22 protein-coding genes are annotated in these 26321 nt (G+C 61.5%); 17 read left to right on the plus strand and 5 right to left on the minus strand.

The window, feature by feature from the left end; all coding sequences use genetic code 11:
• Positions 1-184 precede the first annotated feature (184 nt).
• The 5 genes from gshA (at position 185) to tauD (ending at position 5473) form a co-directional block, all read left to right on the plus strand.
• Entirely contained in the window at positions 185-1768 is a 1584-nt protein-coding gene (gshA, locus tag ACM530_RS08565; RefSeq protein WP_404486335.1) for a glutamate--cysteine ligase, read from the plus strand.
• Between the two features lie 248 nt (positions 1769-2016).
• Positions 2017-2994, plus strand: a complete 978-nt coding sequence (tauA, locus tag ACM530_RS08570) for a taurine ABC transporter substrate-binding protein (protein WP_416364588.1) — start codon at positions 2017-2019, stop codon at positions 2992-2994.
• Positions 2995-3012: 18 nt separating this feature from the next.
• On the plus strand, positions 3013-3792 hold the full coding sequence (gene tauB, locus ACM530_RS08575; protein ID WP_064450187.1) for a taurine ABC transporter ATP-binding subunit: 780 nt from the start codon (positions 3013-3015) through the stop codon (positions 3790-3792).
• Complete coding sequence (gene tauC / locus ACM530_RS08580; protein WP_145159790.1) at positions 3789-4625, plus strand: taurine ABC transporter permease TauC; 837 nt, start codon at positions 3789-3791, stop codon at positions 4623-4625. Before tauB ends, tauC begins: the two co-directional genes overlap by 4 nt.
• Before the next feature lie 11 nt (positions 4626-4636).
• Entirely contained in the window at positions 4637-5473 is an 837-nt protein-coding gene (gene tauD, locus ACM530_RS08585; protein ID WP_416364589.1) for a taurine dioxygenase, read from the plus strand.
• 280 nt (positions 5474-5753) lie between these two features.
• On the opposite strand, the gene mgrA is transcribed toward tauD, so the two are convergent.
• The 4 genes from mgrA to epsC all read right to left on the minus strand — a co-directional run bounded on the left by mgrA (position 5754) and on the right by epsC (position 11720).
• Complete coding sequence (mgrA, locus tag ACM530_RS08590; RefSeq protein ID WP_145159786.1) at positions 5754-6791, minus strand: L-glyceraldehyde 3-phosphate reductase; 1038 nt, start codon at positions 6789-6791, stop codon at positions 5754-5756.
• 108 nt (positions 6792-6899) lie between these two features.
• The gene (locus ACM530_RS08595) at positions 6900-8249 is read right to left on the minus strand and encodes an OprD family outer membrane porin (protein WP_145159784.1); all 1350 of its coding nucleotides are present in this window, start codon (positions 8247-8249) and stop codon (positions 6900-6902) included.
• A gap of 168 nt (positions 8250-8417) precedes the next feature.
• Positions 8418-10379 carry a choline transporter BetT gene (betT, locus tag ACM530_RS08600; protein ID WP_178119672.1) on the minus strand — a complete coding sequence of 654 codons (1962 nt, stop codon included), beginning with the start codon at positions 10377-10379 and terminating at the stop codon, positions 8418-8420.
• 414 nt (positions 10380-10793) lie between these two features.
• Positions 10794-11720 carry a serine O-acetyltransferase EpsC gene (epsC, locus tag ACM530_RS08605; RefSeq protein ID WP_242201411.1) on the minus strand — a complete coding sequence of 309 codons (927 nt, stop codon included), beginning with the start codon at positions 11718-11720 and terminating at the stop codon, positions 10794-10796.
• Positions 11721-11886: 166 nt separating this feature from the next.
• Between epsC and ACM530_RS08610 the strand changes: the two genes are divergently transcribed.
• From ACM530_RS08610 to ACM530_RS08665, 12 genes are all read left to right on the plus strand, one after another.
• Positions 11887-12882 (plus strand): D-cysteine desulfhydrase, encoded by a 996-nt coding sequence (locus ACM530_RS08610; RefSeq protein ID WP_416364590.1) that lies wholly within the window; start codon positions 11887-11889, stop codon positions 12880-12882.
• A gap of 279 nt (positions 12883-13161) precedes the next feature.
• Positions 13162-13956, plus strand: a complete 795-nt coding sequence (tcyJ, locus tag ACM530_RS08615) for a cystine ABC transporter substrate-binding protein (protein ID WP_145159776.1) — start codon at positions 13162-13164, stop codon at positions 13954-13956.
• Positions 13956-14621: a cystine ABC transporter permease gene (gene tcyL / locus ACM530_RS08620; protein WP_106577395.1), complete on the plus strand. Its 666-nt coding sequence runs from the start codon at positions 13956-13958 to the stop codon at positions 14619-14621. Before tcyJ ends, tcyL begins: the two co-directional genes overlap by 1 nt.
• A gap of 3 nt (positions 14622-14624) precedes the next feature.
• A complete protein-coding gene (gene tcyN, locus ACM530_RS08625; RefSeq protein WP_262208138.1) occupies positions 14625-15371 on the plus strand; it encodes an L-cystine ABC transporter ATP-binding protein TcyN in 747 nt (248 codons plus the stop codon).
• A gap of 381 nt (positions 15372-15752) precedes the next feature.
• On the plus strand, positions 15753-16538 hold the full coding sequence (locus tag ACM530_RS08630) for a hypothetical protein (protein ID WP_242201415.1): 786 nt from the start codon (positions 15753-15755) through the stop codon (positions 16536-16538).
• 187 nt (positions 16539-16725) lie between these two features.
• On the plus strand, positions 16726-17967 hold the full coding sequence (locus tag ACM530_RS08635; protein WP_416364591.1) for an SfnB family sulfur acquisition oxidoreductase: 1242 nt from the start codon (positions 16726-16728) through the stop codon (positions 17965-17967).
• Positions 17968-17991: 24 nt separating this feature from the next.
• Complete coding sequence (locus ACM530_RS08640) at positions 17992-19185, plus strand: SfnB family sulfur acquisition oxidoreductase (protein ID WP_416364592.1); 1194 nt, start codon at positions 17992-17994, stop codon at positions 19183-19185.
• On the plus strand, positions 19185-20537 hold the full coding sequence (locus ACM530_RS08645; protein WP_416364593.1) for an LLM class flavin-dependent oxidoreductase: 1353 nt from the start codon (positions 19185-19187) through the stop codon (positions 20535-20537). Before ACM530_RS08640 ends, ACM530_RS08645 begins: the two co-directional genes overlap by 1 nt.
• A gap of 142 nt (positions 20538-20679) precedes the next feature.
• Positions 20680-21495: a MetQ/NlpA family ABC transporter substrate-binding protein gene (locus ACM530_RS08650; protein WP_416364594.1), complete on the plus strand. Its 816-nt coding sequence runs from the start codon at positions 20680-20682 to the stop codon at positions 21493-21495.
• Entirely contained in the window at positions 21492-22607 is a 1116-nt protein-coding gene (locus ACM530_RS08655) for a methionine ABC transporter ATP-binding protein (protein ID WP_416364595.1), read from the plus strand. Before ACM530_RS08650 ends, ACM530_RS08655 begins: the two co-directional genes overlap by 4 nt.
• Positions 22597-23241 carry a methionine ABC transporter permease gene (locus ACM530_RS08660; protein ID WP_145159760.1) on the plus strand — a complete coding sequence of 215 codons (645 nt, stop codon included), beginning with the start codon at positions 22597-22599 and terminating at the stop codon, positions 23239-23241. The genes ACM530_RS08655 and ACM530_RS08660 overlap by 11 nt, the downstream gene beginning before the upstream one ends.
• 39 nt (positions 23242-23280) lie before the next feature.
• A complete protein-coding gene (locus ACM530_RS08665) occupies positions 23281-23907 on the plus strand; it encodes a class I SAM-dependent methyltransferase (RefSeq protein WP_404486313.1) in 627 nt (208 codons plus the stop codon).
• A gap of 104 nt (positions 23908-24011) precedes the next feature.
• Here the strand turns inward: ACM530_RS08665 and ACM530_RS08670 are convergent, their stop codons facing one another.
• The gene (locus ACM530_RS08670; RefSeq protein WP_416364596.1) at positions 24012-26207 is read right to left on the minus strand and encodes a glycoside hydrolase; all 2196 of its coding nucleotides are present in this window, start codon (positions 26205-26207) and stop codon (positions 24012-24014) included.
• Between the last annotated feature and the right edge of the window lie 114 nt (positions 26208-26321).

Genomic DNA, 26321 nt, shown 5'->3' on the forward strand with positions numbered 1-26321 from the left:
CGCTGCGACAACAGCGTCGGAATTTTCTTGCTGCGCTATAGCCCAATTCATGGAGTGAAGTAGGCTTTTTCAAAGCGGGTCAAATCGACTCAAAACCAGGCGATAACGCCAGTTTTAACTTCACCCTTGTAGACCGTCCTGCCCACCCCCATATTGGGGCGACTGACGCGTGAAGGAATCCAACTTGAGCGAACTTCTCAACCGCCGCCTGGCCCTGCTCGGCAAGCGCGAACACCTTTCCCTGCTAGAGCAATGCTTGCACGGCATCGAGCGCGAATGCCTACGCGTCACGGGTGAGGGTCGCCTGGCACAAACGCCGCACCCCGAAGCCCTGGGCGCCGCGTTGACCAACGAATTGATCACCACCGACTACTCGGAATCGCTGCTGGAGTTCATCACCCCAGCCCTGCCCAACCCGGCCGATACCCTGAGCAGCCTGGACAAGATCCATCGCTTTGCCTACAGCAAACTCGGCAACGAGTACCTGTGGAGCCCGTCGATGCCGTGCCCGTTGCCGGCCGAGGAAGATATTCCGATTGCCTACTACGGCACCTCCAATATCGGCCAGCTCAAATACGTTTACCGCAAGGGCCTGGCCCTGCGTTACGGCAAGACCATGCAGTGCATCGCCGGCATTCACTACAACTTTTCCCTGCCGGAGCAGTTGTGGCCCTTGCTCAAGGAAACTGAAGGTTTCGTCGGCACCGACCGCGACTACCAGTCCACGGCCTACATTGCATTGATCCGTAATTTCCGTCGCTACAGCTGGCTGCTGATGTACCTGTTCGGTGCCTCGCCAGCCCTGGACGCCGGGTTCCTGCGCGGTCGCTCGCACCAGTTGGAAGTGCTGGACGCCGACACGCTGTACCTGCCGTACGCCACCAGCTTGCGCATGAGCGACCTGGGTTACCAGAGCAACGCCCAGGCCGGCCTCACGCCGTGCTACAACGATCTGGCCAGCTACACCGACAGCCTGCGCGAAGCGGTGGCAACGCCCTACGCGCCCTACGTCGAAGTCGGCACCCATAAGGACGGTGAGTGGGTTCAGCTCAACACCAACATCCTACAGATCGAAAACGAGTACTACTCCAACATTCGCCCCAAGCGCGTGACCTACACCGGCGAGCGCCCCATCCAGGCGCTGGTGGCCCGTGGCATCCAGTACATCGAAGTGCGTTGCCTGGACATCAACCCGTTCCTGCCGATGGGTATCGACCTGCCGGAGTCGCGCTTCCTCGACGCGTTCCTGCTGTATTGCGCACTGAACGACAGCCCGCTGTTCGCCAACAACGAGTGCGGCAATGCCACCTCCAACTTCCTCAGCGTGGTCAAGGAAGGTCGCCGTCCGGGCCTGCAATTGCAGCGTCAGGGCCAGCCTGTGGACATGAAGGAATGGGCCACCGAGCTGCTGGAGCAGATTGCGCCGTTGGCGGCGTTGCTGGATCAGAGCCATGGCATTACCGAGCACAGCGAGGCGCTCGACGCTCAGTTGGCGAAGGTCAAGGATCCGTCCCTGACGCCGTCGGCCCAAGTGTTGGCAGCGATGGCCGAGCGCAAGGAAAGCTTTGCGCAATTCTCCCTGCACCAGAGCGAGGTGCACGCCGAGCATTTCCGTAAAGAGCCGCTGCCAGCCGACGAGCAGGCGCGTTTTGAAGAACTGGCGCGCACGTCGCTGGCGCAACAGGCGGAACTGGAGCAGAACGAGGTCGGCGACTTTGATGTGTTCGTCGGGTCGTACCAGGCGAGCATCCTGGCGATCAGTAACTAACTGAAGCCGAACCCGGCTCAACATGTGGGGGGGCTTGCCCCCGATAGCAGAGTGTCAGTCACCCATCAGTGATTGATCTACCGCCATCGGGGGCAAGCCCCCTCCCACATTTGCCCTCGTCTGATTGAATACCTGCGTTCACTCTTCTTCTAATAAGCTAATTCTAAAACGTTATTTATTTTCGAGTTCTTAGATCATTTAGTCTCCTCGCACGCCGACCCTCGGCCGCCTGATTGAGGAGCTTCCCCTTGAAACTGCTTACCCCTCTGCGCCTCTTGGCTGCATTGTCCCTGGCCGGTGCCAGCCTGTTTGCCCAGGCGGCAGATGTCACCATCGCTTATCAAACCACCGTAGACCCGGCGAAAGTCGCCCAGGCCGACGGCGCGTACGAAAAAGCCACTAACGCCAAGATCGACTGGCGCAAATTCGACAATGGCGCCGACATCATCGCCGCCATCGCCTCCGGCGACGTGCAGATCGGCTACCTCGGTTCCAGCCCGCTGACCGCTGCCGTCACCCGTAAAGTCCCGGTGGAAACCTTCCTCGTCGCCACCCAGATCGGCGGCGCCGAAGCCTTGGTGGCGCGCAATGGTTCAGGGATCAACAGCCCGCAGGACCTGATCGGCAAAAAGATCGCCGTGCCATTCGTGTCCACCGGCCACTACAGCCTGTTGGCCGCGCTGAAGCACTGGAACATCGACCCTTCGAAAGTGACCATCCTCAACCTCGCGCCACCGGCCATCATCGCCGCCTGGAAGCGCGGTGACATCGACGCCACCTACGTGTGGGACCCCGCCCTGGGCGTGGCCAAGGAAAACGGCAAGGTGCTGATCACCTCCGGCGAACTGGCCAAATTCGGCGCGCCGACTTTCGATGCGTGGATCGTGCGCAAAGACTTCGCCGAGAAGCACCCGGAAATCGTCACCGCTTTCGCCAAAGTCACGCTGGACGCCTACGCCGCATACCGCAAAGACCCACAAGCGTGGCTCGCCGACACAGGCAACGTCGACAAGCTGGTCAAGCTTTCCGGCGCCAAGGCCAGTGACATCCCACTGCTGCTGCAAGGCAACGTCTACCCGCTGGCCGCTGATCAGGTGACCCTGCTGGGCGCCCCGACCACCAAGGCTGTGACCGACACCGCCGCGTTTCTCAAGGAGCAAGGCAAGGTCGACACCGTGCTGCCGGACTACGCCCCTTACGTCAGCGCCAAGTTCATCACTCACTGATTCAAGGAGTTCATTGCGATGGCCTTGCTACAACTGGAGCGCATCAGCGCACAGTACCCAGGCGCCACAGAACCGGTACTGTCTGATATTTCACTGGACCTTGGGCCCCAGCAATTGCTGGTGGCCCTCGGCCCGTCCGGCAGTGGCAAGACCTCGCTGTTGAACCTGATTGCCGGTTTCGTCGAACCCTCTGCCGGGCGCATCACCCTCGACGGCGTGCCGGTCAAAGGCCCCAGCGCCGAGCGCGGCGTGGTGTTCCAGGACGACGCACTGCTGCCCTGGCAGGACGTGTTGGCCAACGTCGGTTTCGGCCTTGAACTGGCCGGCGTGCCCAAGGCACAACGCGAAGTACGCGCCCGGGAAATGCTCGCGCTGGTCGACCTCGCCGGTTTCGACAGTCGCCGTATCTGGCAACTCTCCGGCGGCCAAAAGCAACGCGTGGGCCTGGCCCGCGCGCTGGCGGCCGACCCGCGTGTGCTGCTGATGGACGAACCCTTCGGCGCCCTCGATGCCTTCACCCGCGAACAGATGCAGGAATTGCTCCTGCAAGTCTGGCGGCGCACGGCCAAGCCGGTGTTCCTGATTACCCACGACATCGAAGAGGCGGTGTTCCTCGCCACCGATTTGATCCTGTTGGCGCCCAACCCGGGCCAGATCGTCGAGCGTCTGCACCTGGACTTCGGCCAGCGCTACGCCGCCGGTGAATCGGCGCGCGCGATCAAGTCCGACCCACGCTTTATCGAAACCCGCGAGCACGTGCTGGGCAAAGTGTTCTCGCAACGGCAGGTGTCCGCATGAGCAGTTACGAACTCCCCGCCACCGCCGCCAAGCCGGTGGCTCACGCCGTTATTCCGGTGCGTCGTAGCCTGAGCACACGGTGGATCAGCGTGCTCACTTTGTTTGCCTTGTTGGCACTCTGGTGGGCGGTGACTGCTACCGGTTTGATCGAACCGCTGTTCCTGCCACCACCGTCCGCCGTGCTGCAAAAAGGCTGGCTGCTGGCGACCACCGGCTACATGGATTCCACCTTGTGGCAGCACTTGGGCGCGAGCCTGCAGCGCATCGGCCTGGGTCTGGGTTTTGCGGTGCTGACCGCCGTGCCGGTCGGCATTGCCATCGGTGCCAACCGCATCGCGCGCGGCATTCTCGATCCGCTGATTGAATTTTACCGGCCGATTCCACCGCTGGCTTATCTGCCGCTGATCGTGATCTGGTGCGGCATCGGCGAGCTGTCCAAGGTGCTGCTGATTTACCTCGCGATCTTCGCGCCTATCGCCATCGCCACCGCGACCGGCGTGCGCACCGTCGACCCGGCCAAGCTGCGGGCCGCGCAGTCGTTGGGCGCCACCCGTGCCCAATTGATTCGCCACGTGATCCTGCCGAGCGCCCTGCCCGACATCCTCACCGGTGTGCGCATCGGCCTGGGCGTTGGCTGGTCGACCTTGGTTGCGGCCGAGTTAATTGCGGCCACCAGCGGCCTGGGTTTTATGGTGCAGTCGGCGGCGCAGTTCCTGGTCACCGATGTGGTGGTGCTGGGGATTCTGGTGATCGCCCTGATCGCCTTCGCCATGGAAATGGGCCTGCGTGCCCTGCAGCGTAAATGGGTGCCCTGGCATGGCCAGGCACATTGAGTGAGAAGAGCATGAGCAACCTGACCGTTACGCCATTAAGCACCGCCCTGGGCGCCCAGATCAGTGGCGTCGATATCACCCAGCCGCTGAACCTGGAACAGCGCGACGCCATCGAGCAGGCGTTGCTCACCCACTCGGTGCTGTTCTTCCGTGGACAAGCCGTCACCCCACAGCAACAGGCGCGGTTCGCGGCAAATTTTGGCGACCTGCACATTCACCCGATTTACCCCAACGTGCCGGAGCAGCCCGAAGTGCTGATCCTGGATACCGCCGTGACCGACGTGCGTGACAATGCCGTATGGCACACCGACGTGACCTTCCTGCCAACGCCGGCCCTCGGCGCGGTGCTCAGCGCCAAGCTGCTGCCGGCGTTTGGTGGCGACACGTTGTGGGCCAGTGGCATTGCGGCGTATGAGGCGCTGTCGGCGCCGTTCAAGCGCTTGCTCGATGGCCTGACCGCCACACACGACTTCACCAAATCCTTCCCGCTGGAGCGTTTTGGCAACACTGCCGAAGACCTGGCGCGCTGGGAAGAAACCCGCAAGAAAAACCCGCCGCTGTCGCACCCGGTAGTGCGCACGCACCCGGTGAGTGGGCGCAAGTCGCTGTTTGTCAGTGATGGGTTTACCACCAAGATCAATGAGCTGGAGCCGGCCGAAAGCGAAGCGATTTTGAAGCTGTTGTTTGCTCATGCGACACGGCCAGAATTCACCATCCGCTGGCGCTGGCAGGAGAACGACGTAGCGTTCTGGGACAACCGCGTGACCCAGCATTACGCGGTCGATGACTACCGGCCACAACGGCGGGTGATGCACCGCGCAACGATTCTGGGCGACGCGCCCTTTTAAGCCAGGCACAACCTCTGCATCCATGAAGATCAACAATGTGGGAGCTGGCTTGCCTGCGATAAAGGGGCACCAGGCACCACATTCATCAACTGACCCACCGCCATCGCGGGCAAGCCCGGCTCCCACAGTGATCGAGTCGTGGCGAATAAATTTGCCACACTGAAGAGCAAAAATGTGGGAGGGGGCTTGCCCCCGATAGCGCTGGGTCAGTCAACTGGTCAACTGACTGACACCGTCATCGGGGGCAAGCCCCCTCCCACATTGACCCGGTGCTATCGGGTTATTCAGCGGTCGATGGTTTTTCCCACAGGTTGATCCCGCCTTCCTGGGCAAACCGATCGATTTCCGCCAGTTCCTCGGCACTGAAGCTCAAGTTCTGCAGCGCTCCGACGTTTTCAATGATCTGCTCCGGCCGGCTTGCACCGATCAGCGCACTGGTCACCCGTGGGTCACGCAGGGTCCAGGCCAGCGCCAGTTGCGCCAGGCTCTGGCCGCGACGCTTGGCGATTTCATTCAGCGCGCGCACGTGGGCGATGTTGGCTTCGGACAAGTGCTTGGCCTGCAGCGAACCACCCCCTGGACGATTAACCCGCGCATCCGCCGGCACGCCGTTGAGGTACTTGTCGGTGAGCAAACCCTGGGCCAGCGGCGTGAACGCAATCACCCCGGCACCGAGTTCTTCGGTGGTGTCCAGCAGGTCTTTTTCCACCCAGCGATTGAGCAGGTTGTAGGCCGGTTGGTGGATCAGCAACGGCACTTTCCATTCCTGGAGCAGCGCAGCCATCTCGCGGGTTTTCACGCCGGAATAAGACGAGATACCGATGTACAGCGCCTTGCCTTGTTGCACGGCAGTGGCGAGGGCGCTGGCGGTTTCTTCCAGCGGCGTGTCGGCATCAAAACGGTGGGAGTAGAAAATATCCACGTAGTCGACGCCCAGGCGTTGCAGGCTCTGGTCCAGGCTCGCCAATACGTATTTGCGCGAACCGCCGCCCTGGCCGTAAGGGCCGGGCCACATGTCCCAGCCGGCTTTGCTGGAGATGATCAGCTCGTCGCGATAGTGCTTGAAGTCTTCGCGCAGCAAACGGCCGAAGTTGATCTCGGCGCTGCCGTAGGGCGGGCCGTAGTTGTTGGCCAGGTCGAAGTGGTTGATGCCCAGGTCGAACGCGGTGCGCAGCAACGCGCGCTGGGTGTCGATCGGGGTGCTGTCGCCAAAGTTGTGCCACAGCCCCAGGGACAGTGCAGGCAGCACCAATCCACTGCGGCCTACGCGGCGATAAGGGATAGATTCATAGCGGTTTTCGGCAGCAATGTACGTCATCGAATCCTCTCTGGGCTTAGGGCAAATAAGGCCTGGGAATAAGGTTATTCCCAGGCCTTTTAAGCCGCTGAATCGCTTAACTATGCCCGTCTCTTTTACAGCAATTTCCTACCAAAGTGGAACGACGTAGCTGACATAGAATCGGTTTTCATCTTGCACAGTGGCACCGGTAATGTCCGGGCTGGCGTGGGCATTTTTCCAGGTTACGCCCAGGCCCTTGAGGGTGCCGGTGGGTACTTGGTAGGCCACCGCGATGTTGCGTTCCCATTCGCTGGTGTCGCCCTGCGCAGTGCGGATGTCATCGCCGTGGGCATAGGCGGCAGAGAATGTCAGGCCGGTGAGGCCCAGCTTGCCGAAGTCATATTTGTACTGCGCCAGCCAGGTACGCTCGCCGGCGTGCTGGAATTTGTTCAGCTGCATGTTGGTCAGCGCCGGCGTGTCCGCACCTGAACCTGGGCCCTGGCGTGCGTCACCACTGTTCAGGCCCGAATCCAGGTACGGGAAGTCGCTGTCGCCGCTGTTTTTCTGGATACCGAGGCCAACGGTATGGCCGTCCAGGCTGTAGCTCTCCAGCAAGCTGGCGGTGGTCTGGTTGATGCGGCCTTTGCTGGTGCCGTCACCGTAGAGGCCGGCCCCGGCGAAGTCTTTGTCGCCATCGGCGTTGGCGCCCACACCCAGGCTGCGGAACACGCGCACGTCGGTGTCGAATGCACCCACGGCCACCGCGTCATGACGCTTGGCGCCGAGGAAGAACTGCTGGTAGTAATCCTCAAGGTTGGAATACCACAGGCTGACGGTGGTGTTCTGAATGCCGGTGTAGTCCGCACCGCCGAACAGGAAGCGGTCGCTTTCTTTGGTGCCACCGGCAGTGATCATGCCTTGGTCGCCGGTTTCGTTGCGGATCTTGGTCTTGAAGATATCGCCGCCGGTGAAGGTGAAATCGCTAAGGTCCTTGGACACCAGTTGCACGCCAGTGTTGGTCTGCTGGTAAAGGCGCCCGTCGGTGTTCGCCAACACCGGATTGTTGCCGTACAGCGTGCCCACGCGCAGCTCATCCTTGGCAAAGCGCATCTTGAACGTGGGGCTCAGCACGCCAAACTGGTCGGCGGATTTGCCGTCGTCCAACGGGAACATGCTGCCGGGGTAGCGGCCCTGGTGATCCTTGTCATTGAGGTCACCACCGGAATCCAGCTTCAAGCCATAGAAGGCCTGCAGATCAAGGCCAAAACCAACCGGCCCATCGGTGTAGCCCGACTTGAAGTTGAACTCGAAACCCTGGCCCCAATCACGAATGCTGTGGGCCTTGGCGTTGCTGTTCACCACATCACGCCCTTGCTGGTTGAGGTAGCGGTTGAGCAAGGTCACATCGGCGTGGCTGTCGTCGATAAAATCGGCGTGGGCGGACAGCATAAAGCTCGCCATGGCGACACCCACCACGGGGCTTATTAACGTCTTCATTGTTACCGGTCTCCGTCACTGTTCTGAAATGAAAGCGTCAAACGCTTCACACAATTACGCAGTGGCCAGATGACAGTTGCGCGTCAAAGCGCGGCTTCAACGAATGAAATTAAATTTAAGAAAGCCCCGTAGAACGGGGCTTTGCGGGCTTTTTTGGGTGAAAGGGAACTAGCGCACCAAGTGCAGGAACTGCAGGTGCCGCTCGTACTGGTCGAGGATGTCGTTGATGATCTGCTCCTTGGTGTAGCCCACCAAATCGTAGTCCTGACTGCCCTCGCTCAAGTGCACTTCCGCCCGGTAGTAACGGCGGTTGTTGAGCTGCTTGGAGCCCATGCCGCCGCGCGCAAACGACGGCGTGAAATAGCCACGCATCTGCACTTGATACACGAACGGATGCTCTTCGCCGTGGCCGATTTCCAGGCTGACGCTGTCGTTGGACGGGTCGGGCTGGGTGACGACGCTGAGGCCTTTTTCGACAAACACCGCCGTCACTTCTTCGATCGCCGGGCGCACCGTGGTCTCAAGGAACCGGTACACCTCATCGCGCGACGGAAAATGCACCGCCTGGCTCAAGCGCTGGCGCCAACCGCCGGTGCCCTTGCGTGAGCCCGATACCGGCGCCAGCGAATGCAACTGGGCAATCTGCTTTTGCGATTCGAGGTGGAACGCCTTGTGCAGCCCCCACATCATCAGCAGCAGGATCAGCGAGAACGGCAACGAGGTCAGCACCACCGCCGATTTGAGCGAATCGATGCTGCCGGCAAACAGCAAGGCACTGGTGACCAACGCAGTCATCGCGCCCCAGAACACACGCAGCCATTTAGGCCCGTCTTCATCGGCGTTACCGCCTTTGGACGACAAGGTCGACAGCACCACGGTGCCGGAGTCGGCCGAGGTGACGAAGAACACGAAGCTGATGAACACCGTGACCGCGATGACCGTCTTGCTCCACGGGTAGGTTTCCAGCAGCAAGTAAAGGCTCATCGACGGGTCATCGATGGCCGACTGGCCGAGGGCGGTCAAACCGTGGTTGAGCACTTGGTCGATGGCGCTGTTGCCGAAGATCGACATCCACGCCAGGGTAAAGCCCAGCGGGATCAGCAGCACGCCGAACACGAACTCACGGATGGTGCGCCCGCGGGAAATACGCGCGATGAACAGGCCCACGAACGGCGACCATGCAATCCACCAGGCCCAGTAGAACACCGTCCAACCGCCCAGCCAGTCGCTGGGTTTGTCGTAGGCGTACACATCGAAACTCTTGGTCGGCAAGGCGCCGAGGTAGTCGCCGATGTTCTGGATCAAGGTATTGAGCAAGTGCTGGGTGGGCCCGGCGAACAACACAAACAGCAGCAGCGCGCAGGCCAGCAGCATGTTGATGTCGGACATCACGCGCACGCCCTTGTCGACACCGGAGACGGCGACGAGGATCGCGGCGCCCATCATCAGCGTGATCAGGCCGACCTGAATCCACTGGGTGTGGGCAATGCCGAACAGGTAATCCAGCCCGGAATTGAGGTGCAACACGCCAAAGCCCATGTCGGCGCCCAGGCCAAACACGGTGGCGATGATGCCGAAGCCATCCACTGCGTAGCCGATGGGGCCGTTGATGCGTTTGCCGATCAGCGGGTACAGCGCCGAGCGCAGCGCCAGCGGCAGGTTATGCCGGTAGGCGAAATACGCCAGGGCCATGCCAACAAACGCGAACACGCCCCAGCCGTGCAGGCCCCAGTGCAGAAACAGGATCTGCATGGCCTGGCGCGCGGCATCGGCGTTCATCGGCGCGCCTTGAGGCGGCTGCACCAGGTGCGTCAGCGGCTCGGACACGCAGAAGAAGAACAGCGTGATGCTGATCCCGGCGGCGAACAGCATGCCGGCCCAGGACAGGTAGCTGAATTCGGGCTCGTCGTGGTCGGCACCGAGTTTTATCTTGCCGTAGCCCGATAGCGCGGTGACCACCACGAAGACCAGATACAGCGTCATCGCGAGCATGTAGTACCAGCCGACCGTGTTGGCCGCCCAGTTTTGCGCAGCCAGCAGCCAGGCACCGGCCTGTTGCGGGATAGCGATGACGGTGATGCCAAATAGCAGGATGAAACTGGCGGCAAAGTAGAAAACGGGCGCATTCATGCGCACCATGCCGCTGGATGGGGTAGACGATGCACTCATGAACGATGCACCCCCAGGGTGTGGGATGTGGCTGTAAATAACGGACTCAGCAAAGGTAAGCCTCCTGTTGTGAGCGGGCAGCGAACCACCGGTTTAACTTGAACGAACATTCAAGTTAAACATGAATAGGCGGTTTGGGACTAATCGCAGGGCTGAGTGGTAGGTCATTCCTACACTAGCTCAGGGATTGGTATGACGGGTGCGCGAGGTAAATCGTTCAGCGATTTCCGCTTTAAGTACGGCTCAAAATTGGAATGCGGTCAAAAATGTGGGAGCGGGCTTGCTCGCGAATGCAGTGGGTCAGCAACATATCCCGTGACTGACACTCCGCCTTCGCGAGCAAGCCCGCTCCCACAAGGGATTTGTGCTGATTCTCTATTTCTGCGCCCCATCCTCATGCTGCAAATTCGCCTGCGTGATATTCGCCCCCGCCGGCACACTGCGGGTCAGCCACACGTTGCCGCCAATCGTCGAGCCCTTGCCGATGGTGATCCGCCCCAGGATCGTCGCCCCGGCGTAGATCACCACATCATCTTCAACAATCGGATGGCGTGGATGGCCTTTTTGCAACTGCCCGTCCTCATCTGCCGGGAAGCGCTTGGCGCCCAACGTCACTGCCTGATAAATGCGCACCCGCTCGCCGATGATCGCGGTTTCGCCAATCACCACACCCGTCCCATGATCGATAAAGAAACTCGGGCCGATCTGCGCGCCCGGGTGAATGTCGATACCCGTGGCCGAGTGCGCGATCTCCGCGCTGATCCGCGCCAACAGCGGCAGCCCGGCGCGGTACAGATGGTGCGCCAGGCGATGGTGAATCACCGCCAAAATCCCCGGATAGCACAACAGCACTTCATCCACACTGCGCGCGGCCGGGTCGCCGTGGTAGGCGGCCAGCACGTCGGTGTCCAGCAGGCTGCGCAGCGACGGCAGGGCCAGGGCAAAATCCTGAATCAGACGGATCGCCAGGGCATCGACCTCGCCGTCATCCTTGCCGCCCTGGCGTGCGGCGTAGCGCAGCTCCAGGCGCGCCTGGCCGAGCAGGGCATTCAAGGCGACGTCGAGGGTGTGGCCGACGTAAAAGTCTTCACTTTCTTCACGCAAGTCCACCGGCCCCAGGCGCATCGGGAACAACGCGCCGCACAGCGACTCAAGAATCTGCGCCACGGCCTCGCGCGACGGCAATTCGCGGCCGCCGTGCTCGCCGCTCAAGCGGCCATTGCGCGTTCGCCACTGGTCCCGGGCGCTGCGCAGCTGGCTGACGATGGTCTGCAATTGCCAATGGCTGGAACGCTCACTCACGGTATTCACTCCTGACGAATTGCCCATCACTTTACGGTATGCACCCAGACGGCCCTTAAGAACCAATGGTGTGATGCTAAGAACTAACCGACATAAGCGATTGGCGGTTGCCGGTTGAAAAGTGCCTGCCTATAGTCGCCCAATCACTTAGCCACTGTGCGTCGCCATGATCAAACAACAGCTCGACCGTTTTAACCGCCTGGACCTGCTGGGCGGTGCCACTGCCCTGGAAAAACTCGAGCGGCTGTCGGCCTGGCTGGGCAGGGACATTTACGTCAAGCGCGATGACACCACGCCACTGGCCATGGGCGGCAACAAGCTGCGCAAACTCGAATACCTGGCAGCCGACGCCCTCGCTCAAGGCGCCGACACCCTGGTGACCGCCGGCGCGATCCAGTCCAACCATGTGCGCCAAACTGCTGCGCTGGCCGCCAAGTTGGGCCTGGGTTGCGTGGCACTGCTGGAGAACCCGACCGACACGGAAGACCCGAATTACCTGGGCAACGGCAATCGCCTGTTGCTGGAGCTGTTTGACGCCAAAATAGAACTGGTCGAGAACCTCGACAACGTTGACGACCAACTCAATGCCCTCGCCGATCGCCTGCGCAGCAACGGCAAGAAGCCGTACCTGGTGCCGATCGGCGGTTCGAATGCACTCGGGGCGCTGGGTTACGTGCGCGCCGGGCTGGAGCTAGCCGGGCAGATCGAAGCCAGCGGCATTGAGTTCGCCGCCGTGGTACTCGCCTCCGGCAGTGCGGGCACCCACAGTGGCCTCGCCCTGGCATTGAGCGAAGTGCTGCCGAATTTGCCGGTGGTGGGCATTACCGTGTCGCGCACCGAGCAAGCTCAGTTCCCGAAAGTGCAGGGCCTGGCCGAACGCACCGCCGAGTTGCTCGGCGTGAGCGTTCCCGACGCGTTCAAAGTGATCCTGTGGGACGAATATTTCGGCCCGCGCTACGGCGAACCGAACGCCGGTACCCTGGCGGCGGTCAAGTTACTGGCAAGCCAGGAAGGCCTGCTGCTGGACCCGGTGTATACGGGCAAGGCCATGGCCGGCTTGCTCGATGGCATCGGTCGCCAGCGGTTTGAGGACGGGCCGATTATTTTCCTGCACACCGGCGGAGCGCCGGCGTTGTTTGCGTATGACTCCGTGTTTAGCTGAATAAACACGGATCAAAATGTGGGAGCTGGCTTGCCTGCGATAGCGGTCAGGCAGCTACAAAAGTGTTGGCTGATACACCGCTATCGCGGGCAAGCCCGCTCCCACATTGGATTGACTGCATATTCTAAAAACGCATAACAAATTAGATTTATATTATTTTCAAGTCTTAGAAACTGGCTTTATAGTCGCGCCGAAGGCGAAGACGCGCTTCGCGCTTTAAGGCAGGATACGACTACTGCGTCACCTGCTTCGCTCAACATAAAAACACAGGGGCTGTTCATGACTATTTCTGTATTCCGTCGCACGTTGCTGGTTGGCACATTGGGCTTGGCACTCGGGGCTGGTCTGATGGGCCAAGCCATCGCTGGTGAGCAGCTGGACACCATCAAGAAGGCCGGCGAGATCAAGATCGGCCTGGAAGGCACCTACCCGCCGTTCAGCTTCGTCGATGAAAGCGGCAAGCTCAGCGGTTTCGAAGTCGAGCTGTCCGAAGCGCTGGCCAAAGAGCTGGGCGTCAAGGTCAAGCTGCAAGCCACACCGTGGGACGGCATCCTCGCGGCCCTGGAATCCAAGCGCCTGGACGCCGTGGTCAACCAAGTGACCATCTCCGAAGAGCGCAAGAAGAAGTACGACTTCTCCAAGCCTTACACCGTTTCCGGTATCCAGGCGCTGGTGCTGAAGAAAAACGTCGACGCCATCAAGACCGCCGACGACCTGGCCGGCAAGAAAGTCGGCGTAGGCCTGGGCACCAACTACGAACAATGGCTCAAGGACAACCAACCCAAAGCCATCATCAAGACCTACAACGATGACCCTACCAAGTTCCAGGACCTGCGCATCGGGCGCATCGACGCCATCCTGATCGACCGTCTGGCCGCGCTGGAATACGCCAAGAAAGCCCCGGACACTGCTGCCGCCGGTGATGCTTTCTCCCGCCAGGAAGCCGGCATTGCCCTGCGCAAAGGCGAGCCTGAACTGCTCGACGCCGTGAACAAGGCCCTCGACAAACTGCGTGCCGACGGCACCTTGAAGAAGCTGTCCGAGAAATACTTCAACGCTGACGTCACTCAATAATGGAAGCAGGTTTCCAACTCGCGCTGGACTCCGCGCCCTTTCTGCTCAAGGGCGCGTACTACACGGTGATTCTTAGCCTCGGCGGGATGTTTTTCGGCTTGCTGCTGGGCTTCGGCCTGGCCTTGATGCGTTTGTCGCGCTTCAAGTTGGTCAGTTGGATCGCCCGCGTCTACGTGTCGTTCTTTCGCGGCACGCCCTTGCTGGTGCAGCTGTTCCTGATCTACTACGGCTTACCGCAAGTGGGCATCGAGCTGGACCCGATCCCGGCCGCCATGATTGGCTTTTCGCTGAACATGGCGGCTTACGCCTGTGAAATCCTGCGCGCCGCCATCAGCTCCATCGAGCGCGGCCAATGGGAAGCTGCAGCCAGTATCGGCATGACCCGTGCGCAGACCCTGCGCCGGGCCATCCTGCCGCAGGCCATGCGCACGGCCTTGCCGCCGTTGGGCAACAGCTTTATTTCGCTGGTAAAAGACACGGCGCTGGCCGCGACCATCCAGGTGCCCGAGCTGTTCCGCCAGGCCCAATTGGTGTCTGCGCGCACCTTCGAAATCTTCACCATGTACCTCTCCGCTGCCCTGATCTACTGGATCCTGGCGAGCATCCTGGCGCATTTTCAGAACCGCCTGGAAGACCGGGTCAACCGGCATGACCTGGAGTCTTGAAGCATGATCGTGGTTGAAAAACTGACCAAACAATTCAAGGGTCAGGTGGTACTCAACGGGATCGACCTTGAGGTCAAGGAAGGCGAAGTTGTCGCCATCATTGGCCCCAGTGGTTCCGGCAAGACCACCTTCCTGCGCTGCCTGAACTTCCTCGAAGAACCCACCAGCGGTCGCATCAAGGTGGGTGACATCGAGATCGACAGCAGCAAGCCGCTCAACCAGCAACAAGGCCTGGTGCGACGCTTGCGCCAGCACGTGGGTTTTGTGTTCCAGAACTTCAACCTGTTCCCGCACCGCACCGCGCTGGAAAACGTCATCGAAGGCCCGATGGTGGTCAAGAAGATGCCTCGCGAAGCAGCCACCGAACTGGGCCGCACGCTGCTGGCCAGGGTCGGTCTGGCGGGCAAGGAAGGGTCTTACCCGCGGCGCTTGTCCGGTGGCCAGCAACAGCGCGTGGCAATCGCCCGTGCATTGGCCATGGAGCCGGAGGTGATTCTGTTTGACGAACCCACTTCGGCACTCGACCCGGAGCTGGTCGGTGAAGTACTGGCGACCATCCGCAGCCTGGCCGAAGAAAACCGCACCATGGTCATCGTCACCCACGAAATGAGCTTCGCCCGGGATGTGGCCAACCGGGTGATCTTCTTCGACAAGGGCGTGATCGTCGAACAGGGCGAGGCCAAGGCGCTGTTTGCCAACCCCAAGGAAGAACGCACCAAGCAGTTCCTGAGCAAGTTTCTGGCCCACTGACACCCCGAAAAACCTAGGTGGGCGCTGGCTTGCCTGCGATGCAGGCACCTCGGCGTGTCAGTCACACCGCAGCGATGCTATCGCAGGCAAGCCAGCTCCCACCTAAGCGCGCTCCTACATAAAATCCTCGCGATAACGAATAAAACGCACCGCCGCACCCACCTTAAAATCCCCCGCCTCGTCAGCTCTTTCTGAATCTGCTCCAACCCGCCGTTTAGCCCTTTGCCGCCATTGACGCCCGCCGGCCAACCCTCTTATCTAGGGCCCAGAGGATTGGATCCTATCCCGGCTATTCACTGAATCGTTCCTTTCGGCACCCGGCGCACACTCGCGCCACGGGCGCCGGAACGATTGCTGCTGGCTGCATCAAGGAGATGACTTATGACGCGCACTGCACCCTCGGCCATGCTTACCGCCCCGACGTTGCCCCAGGCTAATCGATACGGTATCAACGCCCTCGCCGCCGCCCAACTGCAGGTGGATATCGCCCCCTACCCCGGCATGGAGGAAGGCGACCTGATCGAGCTGTTCTGGAACAACTGCTTTGCCGACTCCCGGCGCGTGAGCGCGTGCAAAATCGGCACACCCACCCGCCTGCGCATCCCGCAAAGCTTTGTGCAGGATGGTTCGGCGCAGATTCACTATCAGGTCATGCAGATCGGCCACGGCCCAGCCCGTTCGGCGGTCACGCACGTGCGGGTCAAGACCTGCCCACCCGGCGGCCAGCCGTCGCCCCTGTTCAACGACGAAAACCAGAACCTTGCGCCCGTCAGCCTGCCCGACATGATCCGCCGCTACGGCATCAACGGTAGCCAGGTGCGACGCGGCATTCCGCTGAGCATCGAGCCGTACGCGCATATGGCCACCGGCGACGCCATCACCCTGCGTTGGGGCGACGTGCGCCTGGACCTGCCGACGATCCAGAGCAAAGACGTCGGTCTGACGGTGCAGGTGTGGGTGCCCTCTGCGGTGATTGTCGAAGCGGGCGACGACTGCCGGCTGGACGTGACGTACTGCATTCTGGACCGCGTCGGCAATAATTCGCGCTGGGCACCCGCGCGCACGTTGAACATCGCCGCCTGCTCGTCGCAGGCGCCAGCCCGCCCGGCCGGGGCCACATCGACCTACCAACCACGTCAGCCCGGTTCTCCCTGCGAACCTGGGTAACAGACCTTCTATGCATATTCCTAAAAGTTAGTTTATTTAAAAATTTAACACGCTTAGGGTATATGCACCGGACCACCGGACATCTCTGATTTTTCTGTTTTTATTTCATTGAATGCGAGGTCGGTATGGTCAGAATTACCCCGGTGCATAACGCCAGGGCATTACGTGCAGCCAAGGAGCGGCGCTGATGTCTAACTTGGCTCTAACACCCCCCCAGAGTGATCTGGACGTAGCCCCACTGCTGTTGCCGGCGGCTGTGCTGCGCGACGACGCGCAAGCGTTGAGCGCAGCCCACGAACTGGCTCAGGCCGCGCGCCTGCAAGCGGCCAAGCGCGACCAGCAGCGCAAGCTGCCCTGGGCGCAGCTTGAGCAGTTCACCCGCAGCGGGCTCGGCAGTATTTCCATTCCCCGTGAATACGGTGGCCCACAGGTATCGTTCGTGACCCTGGCCGAGGTGTTCGCGATCATCAGCGCGGCAGACCCGGCCCTCGGGCAGATCCCGCAGAACCACTTCGGCATCCTGCATCTGCTGCAGGGCGCCGCCACCGAACGCCAGAAAAAACAGCTGTTCCAGAGCGTCCTCGACGGCTGGCGCATCGGTAATGGCGGCCCGGAACGCGGCACCAAAAACACCCTGGAACTCAAAGCGCGGCTCACCGCCCAAGGCGATGGCTACGTGGTCAGCGGCCAGAAGTTCTACTCCACCGGCGCGCTGTTTGCCCATTGGGTGGCGGTGAAGGCATTGAACGATAACGGCAAACAAGTCATGGCCTTTGTGCGCCGTGGCACGCAAGGGCTGCGCATCGTTGACGATTGGTCGGGCTTCGGCCAACGCACCACCGCCAGCGGCACCGTGCTGCTTGACCGCGTACCGGTGGACGCCGAGCTGGTGATAGAGAACTGGCGCATCGGCGAAAGCCCGAACATCCAGGGCGCCGTCTCGCAATTGATCCAGGCGGCCATCGACGCCGGCATCGCCCGCGGCGCTCTGGATGACACCATCGCCTTCGTGCGTGAACGCTCGCGCCCATGGATCGACGCCAAGGTCGAACGCGCCAGCGATGACCTGTATGTGATCGCCGATATCGGCAAGCTGAACATCGAACTGCATGCCGCCGAGGCACTGCTGCGCAAGGCCGGCAAGGTGCTGGACGAGGTCAACGCTGCGCCGATCACCGCGCAATCCGCCGCGCGCGCGTCGATAGCCGTGGCCGAAGCGAAAGTGCTGACCACCGAAGTGTCGCTGCAGGTCAGCGAAAAGCTCTTCGAGCTGGCCGGCAGTCGCGCCACCCTCGCCGAATTCAACCTCGACCGTCATTGGCGCAACGCCCGCGTGCACACCCTGCACGACCCGGTGCGCTGGAAGTATCACGCCATCGGCGCCTATCGCCTGAACGGCACGTTGCCGGCTCGTCATTCCTGGATCTGACCGACCAGACATCTGGAGAACATCATGACTTTCTCTACAAACGTCGCGGTTATCACCAGCGACGAACAAGCCCTTATTGTCGCCAGCGACCTGGCCGAAGACTTTCGTCGCGACAGCGCCCAGCGCGACCGCGAACGCCGCCTGCCCCTGCCCGAGCTGGACGTGTTTTCGCGCTCCGGCCTGTGGGGCATCAGCGTGCCGAAGGAACACGGCGGCGCGGGTGTGTCCAACGTCACTCTGGCCAAGGTCATTGCGCTGATTGCCCAGGCGGACGCCTCGCTGGGCCAGATCCCGCAAAACCATTTTTATGCCCTGGAAGTGCTGCGCGTGAATGGCAGCCCGGCGCAGCAAAAACGCCTGTACGCCGAGGTGCTCGCGGGCCAACGTTTCGGCAACGCCCTGGCGGAGCTGGGTACCAAAACCGCCCACGACCGGGTGACCCAAATCACCCGCGACGGCGACGGTTTTCGTATCACCGGCCGCAAGTTCTACGCCACCGGCGCCATCTACGCGCAACGCATCCCCACCTCAGTGGTGGATGAACACGGCGTGCAGCAACTGGCATTTGTGCCGCGCGACAGCGAAGGCCTGACGGTCATCGACGACTGGAGCGGCTTCGGCCAGCGCACCACCGGCAGCGGCTCCGTGGTGTTCGACAACGTGTGGGTTGCCGCACAGGATGTGGTCCCGTTCCAGAGCGCCTTCGAGCGCCCGACCACAGTCGGCCCGCTGGCGCAGATCCTTCACGCTGCCATCGACACCGGCATCGCCCGTGCCGCCTTCGAGGATGCGCTGCATTTTGTGCGCACCAAGACCCGGCCGTGGATCGACTCCGGCAACGACAAGGCCACTGAAGACCCGCTCACCTTGAAAAGCTTCGGCCACCTGAGCATCCGACTGCACGCCGCCGAGGCATTACTGGAGCGCTCCGGTGAGTTCCTCGACCGCGCCCAGGCCGACAGCACTGCCGAAACCGTCGCAGCAGCGTCCATCGCCGTCGCCGAAGTGCGCGCCTTGAGCACTGAAATTTCCCTGGCCGCCGGCAGCACCTTGTTCGAGCTGGCCGGCAGCCAGGCGACCCTGGCCGAACATGGCCTGGATCGCCACTGGCGCAACGCCCGCGTGCACACCCTGCACGACCCGGTGCGCTGGAAGTACCATGCGGTGGGCAATTACTACCTCAACGATGAAAACCCGCCTCTTCGGGGGACCATCTGATGGCGAAGAAAAAAATCCTGCTCAATGCCTTCAACATGAATTGCATCGGGCACATCAACCACGGCCTGTGGACACACCCACGGGACACCTCGACGCAGTACAAGACCCTCCAATACTGGACCGACCTGGCGCAGACCCTGGAGCGTGGGCTGTTCGACGGCTTGTTCATCGCCGACATTGTCGGCGTGTACGACGTTTACCAGAACTCCATCGACGTACCGCTCAAAGAGTCGATCCAGCTGCCGGTCAACGACCCGTTGCTGCTGGTTTCGGCCATGGCGGCCGTCACCCAAAACCTCGGCTTCGGCCTCACCGCCAACCTCACCTACGAGCCGCCGTATCTGTTCGCCCGACGCATGTCCACCCTCGACCACCTGAGCCGTGGCCGGGTCGGCTGGAACATCGTCACCGGCTACCTCGACAGCGCCGCCAAGGCCATGGGCCTGACCGAACAGGTCGAGCATGACCGGCGTTACGACCAGGCCGATGAATACCTGCAAGTGCTGTACAAACTCTGGGAAGGCAGCTGGGAAGACGACGCGGTCATCAACGATCCACAGCAACGGGTCTATGCGCAGCCCGGCAAGGTGCACAAGGTTGAGCACCACGGCGAGTTCTATCAGGTCGAGGGTTATCACCTTTGCGAGCCGTCGCCGCAACGCACGCCGGTGCTGTTCCAGGCCGGCAGCTCGGAGCGTGGCTTGCTGTTCGCCGGGCGTCATGCCGAGTGCGTATTCATCAGCGGGCAGAACAAGGCCGCGACCAAAGCACAGGTCGACAAGGTGCGTGCCAGTGCCGTCGAAGCCGGGCGCAACCCGGAGGACATCAAGGTGTTCATGGGCCTCAACGTGATCGTGGGCGCCACCGAAGAACTGGCCTGGGCCAAGCACGCCGAGTACGTGAGCTATGCCAGCCCGGAAGCCGGTGTGGCGCACTTCTCGGCCTCTACGGCAATCGACTTTGCTCAATACGAAATCGATGAACCGATCCAGTACGTGAAGAGCAACGCGATTCAGTCGGCCACCAAGAATCTGCAAAACAACGATTGGACGCGGCGCAAATTGCTCGAGCAGCACGCCCTCGGCGGGCGCTACATCACCTTGGTCGGCTCACCGGAACAGGTCGCTGACGAGCTGGAATCGTGGATCAGCGAAACCGGGCTGGATGGCTTCAACCTGACGCGCATTGTCACGCCGGAAAGCTACGTGGACTTCATTGATCTGGTAGTGCCGGAGTTGCAGAAGCGGGGGTCGTACAAGACGGCTTATGAAGCCGGCACCTTGCGCGAAAAAGTCTTCCATGGCTCCGCGCGCTTACCCGAACAACACACCGGTTCCAACTACCGACACTGAACCAAAACTGTGGGAGCTGGCTTGCCTGCGATGGCGGTCTGTCAGGCACATTTTTTTTGCTGGCCCACCGCTATCGCAGGCAAGCCAGCTCCTACAGTTGACCGAGTTGTTTGCACTCACACCTTATGACTGGAAATCGATTATGAAAAAGACCCTGCTCACCCACCCAGTCAAAGCACTGGCCCTGGCCCTTGGTTTATTCAGCTCGGCGGTATTCGCCGCCGATGCACCGCTGAAAGTCGGCACCACCGCCGCCTTCGCGATTCCCCTGGAAGCCGCCGTCGCCGAGGCCGACAAGCAAGGCCTGAAGGTCGAACTGGTGGAGTTCACCGACTGGATCGCGCCCAACGTCAGCCTCGCCGCCGGCGACATCGACGTGAATTACTTCCAGCACATTCCGTTCCTGGAAAACGCCAAGGCTGCCGCCGGGTTCGACCTGGTACCGTATGCGCCGGGCATCATCAATAACGTTGGCCTGTATTCGAAGAAGTACAAAAACTTCAACGACCTGCCTCAGGGCGCCAGCGTGGCGATCGCCAACGACCCGATCAACAGCGGTCGCGGCCTGCAACTGCTGGCCAAGGCCGGGCTGATCACGCTCAAGCCGGGCGTGGGTTACAAGGCCACCGAAGAAGACATCATCGCCAACCCGAAGAAGATCAAGATCCTGCAAGTGGAAGCCGTGCAGCTGGTGCGCGCCTATGACGACGCCGATCTGGTGCAGGGTTACCCGGCCTACATCCGTCTGTCCAAGACCTTCGATGCCGAGTCGGCGCTGCTGTTCGACGGCCTCGATCACCCGGAATACGTGATCCAGTTTGTGGTCCAGCCCAAAAGCAAAACCGACCCGCGCGTGATCAAGTTCGTCGACATCTACCAGCACTCGCCGGTGGTACGCGCCGCGCTGGATAAATCCCTCGGCAAGCTCTACCAAGTCGGCTGGGAAGATAAAAAATGACCGCCGCCAACGCCCAACTGCGCGACCTGGGCACCGCGCCCAGGGACGCCGAGCAGACAGAACTGCACCCGGATTTGAACCGCGCCCATGTGCGGTTTATCAACCTGGGCAAAACCTATGACGGCAGCGTGCATGCCTTGCAAGGCATTGACCTGGCGATCCAGCGCGGTGAGGTATTCGGCATCATCGGCCGCAGCGGCGCCGGCAAATCCTCGCTGATCCGCACCATCAACCGCCTGGAGCAACCCAGCAGCGGGCGCGTGCTGATCGATCAGGTGGACATCGGCGAGTACGACGAAGACCGCCTGGTCGCGTTGCGTCGGCGCATCGGCATGATCTTCCAGCACTTCAACCTGATGTCGGCCAAAACGGTGTGGCAGAACGTCGAGCTGCCGCTGAAGGTCGCCGGCGTGCCCAAGCTGCAGCGCGAGCAAAAGGTGCGTGAGCTGCTGGAACTGGTGGGTTTGCAGGACAAGCACAAGGCTTATCCCGCGCAGCTGTCCGGCGGGCAGAAACAGCGTGTTGGCATTGCCCGTTCGCTGGTGCATGACCCACAGATTCTGCTGTGCGACGAAGCCACCTCGGCCCTCGACCCGGAAACCACGCAGTCGATCCTCGGCCTGCTGCGCGAAATCAACAAACGCCTGGGCCTGACCATCGTGTTGATCACCCACGAGATGGCGGTGATCCGTGAAATCTGCGACCGCGTGGTGGTGCTTGAGCACGGTCGAATCGTGGAGCAAGGCCCGGTGTGGCAAGTATTCGGCAACCCGCAGCATGAGGTCAGCAAAACCTTGCTGGCGCCGCTGCAACACGGGCTGCCGGAAGAACTGCAAAACCGTCTGCAACTCACCCAGACATCGGCCGACGCCGCGTTGGTACTGCGTTTGCAGTTCACCGGCAGCGATACCGATGAGCCCGACCTGGCCGCGCTGTTCGGCGCCCTTGGCGGACGCGTGCGCTTGCTGCAAGGCGGCGTGGAACGCATTCAGGGGCATGCCTTGGGGCAATTACTGTTGGCGGTGAATGGCTCGCCGCACAACGCACAAGCACTGCGCACCCTGGCCGGGCGTTGGGCGCAACAGGTGGAGGTGCTGGGCTATGTGGTTTGAGCGTTTATTGCAGGGCGCCATCGACACCCTATTGATGGTGGGCGTGTCGTCGTTGATCGCGCTGTTGGTGGGTATTCCGCTGGCGGTGTTTCTGGTCACCAGCGACAAGGGCGGCATCTACCAGGCACCGGCGCTGAACCGCGTGCTCGGCGCGTTCGTCAATCTGTTCCGCTCCATTCCGTTTCTGATCCTGATGGTGGCGCTGATCCCGTTTACCCGGCTGATTGTCGGCACCACCTATGGTGTGTGGGCGGCCGTTGTCCCGCTGACCATCGCCGCCACGCCGTTTTTCGCGCGGATCGCCGAGGTGAGCCTGCGCGAAGTGGACCACGGTTTGATCGAAGCCGCGCAGGCCATGGGCTGCCGCCGCTGGCACATCATCTGGCACGTGCTGTTGCCAGAGGCGCTGCCGGGGATTGTGGGCGGGTTCACGATCACGCTGGTGACCATGATCAACTCGTCAGCCATGGCGGGCGCCATCGGCGCAGGCGGCCTGGGTGACATTGCCTACCGCTACGGCTATCAGCGTTTCGATACGCAAATCATGCTCACCGTGATTGTGTTGCTGGTGATTCTCGTCGCGGTGATTCAGTTGGGCGGCGATCGCCTGGCTCGGGTGCTGAACAAGCGGTGAGGTATAGTCGGGCGATCTCAGCGCCCGGTATTCCCCGCCATGACCCTCAAGCCCGACGACCTCAACCAGATCACCTCCATCACCCTCGGCCACTACAACAAGGTGGCCGAGGACTTCCGTGAAGGCACCCGCGATCACGATGTCAGCCAGAACATCGACGCGCTGCTGCGCCATATCCAGGGTACAGCGCCGTTTACCGTGCTGGATTTCGGCTGCGGGCCGGGGCGTGATCTGCAGACATTTACGCGCATGGGCCATATCGCCGTGGGGCTCGATGGCTGCGAACGGTTTGCGCAAATGGCCCGCGAGGACAGTGGCTGTGAAGTGCTGCAGCAGGACTTTCTCAAGCTGGACCTGCCGACCGAACGCTTCGACGGGGTGTTTGCCAATGCGGTGTTGTTCCATATTCCCAAGCAGGAGCTGCCACGGGTGCTCAAGCAGTTACGTGGGGCGCTGAAGCCTGGTGGCGTGCTGTTCAGTTCCAACCCGCGTGGTGAAAACCTGGAAGGCTGGAACGGTCCTCGCTATGGGTCTTATCACGACCTTGAAACCTGGCAGGGTCTGCTGGCGGCGGCCGGGTTTGTGGAGCTGGAGCATTACTACCGACCGGCCGGGTTGCCGCGGGAACAGCAGCCTTGGTTGGCGAGTGTGTGGCGCAAACTGTAGACCTTCGTCGCTGGTCTGACGCCTTCGCGAGCAAGCCCGCTCCCACATTTGGAATGCATTTCCATGTGGGAGCGGGCTTGCTCGCGAAGGCGTCAGCGGCACAGCTAATCCACCTGATACACCCTAGGTTTTTCACCCTCTACCAACGCCGTCACACTCTTTCCCGCATACCCTTCTTTGTCCCCAGCAGCAAAATTCGCCACCAACCGCGTGCCATCGGCAAACGTGGTTTCCTGCACCTGTTTGTCGGCCGTCAACCAGCGAAACCCTGTCATCGCCTGAGTCGCCAGGCGTTGATGCAACGGCCGGAAGAACCGGTCCTGGCGCTGTATCAACGGTATCCGCTGCTTAAGGGTCGCCGCACTCAAGTGATACAGCGGCGGCACGTTGTAGAGCAGCTGGGTCAACTCATTTTCAGCCCGCACATTGCTCAGCTTCAAACTGTCGAACAACCAATGATGCGTGGTGATCACCGAGCCGTGGAACACCGCCTGATACAACGGCAGGCGCATCGTCGGGTCGAAATACACGCTGCGAAACGGCTCGTTGAGCGGCACGGGCTTGAAGAAGACCGTCGGTTGCTCCGGCGGGTACCAGTTGCCTACGTAATAGGGCGACTGCTTGTCTTGGGTCATCTCGCGATCACCCCAGCCAATCACTGGCGTCTGCATGCCGTGGGCAAACAGAATGCCTTGGGCTGTCACCGCATTGCCGTCTTCGGAGCCGGAGGGCAGTTTGAGCACGGTGTTGAGCCAACGCGACGCGTCGATATTGCCTTCAGCGTTTTGCGCCTGGGTCATTGGCGCGCCGTCACGGTAACTGTCGAAAACCATACTGGTGGCGTAGGCATCCAGGAACCAGGCGTTAAAACCGGCCTTGGCTTGCACCGCTTTCACCCGCGCTTCCAGTAACGGCCGCACGCAGCGCGGGTCGGTGTAATGGCCCGATTGCTGGAAACCGGTCTTGAGCTTGCCGTCCTTCAACACGATGGCGCAGTTGCGATAAGCCTTGGTGCCCAGGTGCGCGGTGGTCCAGTCCGGGTTTTCGGTGATGGACAGTGCGGTTTCATAGGAGTCGTAGGGCGCCATCAAGTAGCCCGCGTTGACCCCCGCCTGAATCGCTTCGGGGTGCCAGAGGCCGCCTTCCCAACCCTCGCCCAACGTCAGCAGCAGCCGCTTGAGCCCCGCGTCTTGCAGCGACTTCAGGGTCTTGGCCGACAGGGTGCTGCCCCAAGTGGCAGGGCTGTCGGTCAAGGCGCCGGCAAATGCCGTGGCCAGTTCCTGCCGGAGTGCACCATACCCCTCGGCAAGTTGGCGCATGTCCGGCTCGTCGCTGGCCTGCCAGGTTTGCCGGGCCTTTTTGTTGATCGCCGCGTTGAGCCCACGCAGCAAAACCGTCTTTTGGTAGCGATCCAACGTGCCGGCCTGCGTCAGCACCTGCGTGGTCTCTTTGTCCAGCAAGCCCTTGAGTTCGTGGCCGCGCAGCACCTTCACCAACAGCGGCCAGTCGCGCACATCCTGGGGCCCTAACAGGTCATTGCCCCACAGATAGACGTGGCTGGCACCCAGCAGCTTTTCAGCCTCGGGGGTCTGGCGCAGCTTGTCCGCCAGTGGCTCATAACGGCCCTGCTCCACCCGCCATTGGCGATAGCGCTTGGCCCCGGCCAGCGGGTCGGCATCGCCCAGGTGCAGGCGCAGCGTCATCGGCGCGGTGGGTTGCAGTGCGGTGAATTCATGGGATGCCAACAGCGCCAGACCGTTGCCATCGGCCTGCCACGCCAGGCGATTGTTATAGGGGTTGGTCAGCAACCAATTGAGCGTAAAGCGCCCATGGTCCACGCCCCATAGCGGCAGGCTCAGATCCTGGGTGGTATTGACCTCGCCCTGCTCCAGCAAAAACGCCTGCCAGAGGGTGTTACCCGCCGGCACGTAATGCCCTTCGGCCAAGGGCCAGATCAAGCCTTTGCCCATGGCCTCGGCTGGTTGGCGCAACAGCGCCAATTGGCCCGGCTCGCGTGCGTTGATGGTCAGTTCAAGGTCGCGCTGCTCAAGGCGCGCGGTCAGGTGGTAGGCGCCGCTGTCCCACTGCCAAGTGGCTTGCCCGGTATCGGCCTGCACATCGGTGACCGCGTGCGCCGCCACACCGCTGGAGGCCTGCACTGCGGCCTCGCCCGCCGGGGTGACGCGCAGCGCCAGCGTGGCGGGGTCGAGTTCGACCCGCCAGAGGGCGTTTTCCAACACGGTGCCAGCGAAGAGTCGGGGAGACAGCAACAGGCAAAAAATCAGCACTAAACGGCGCATGACACGGGCCTTCCAAAACGCAAACAGGCCCGGAGGGTAAAACACTTACTGCCAGACGAATGTAGGGAAAGTGTTTCCAGGAGCCTTCCCACATCCTTGCAGGAAGGCGCCGAG

The organism is Pseudomonas sp. NFX183, from assembly GCF_047943075.1.
GTDB lineage: Bacteria > Pseudomonadota > Gammaproteobacteria > Pseudomonadales > Pseudomonadaceae > Aquipseudomonas.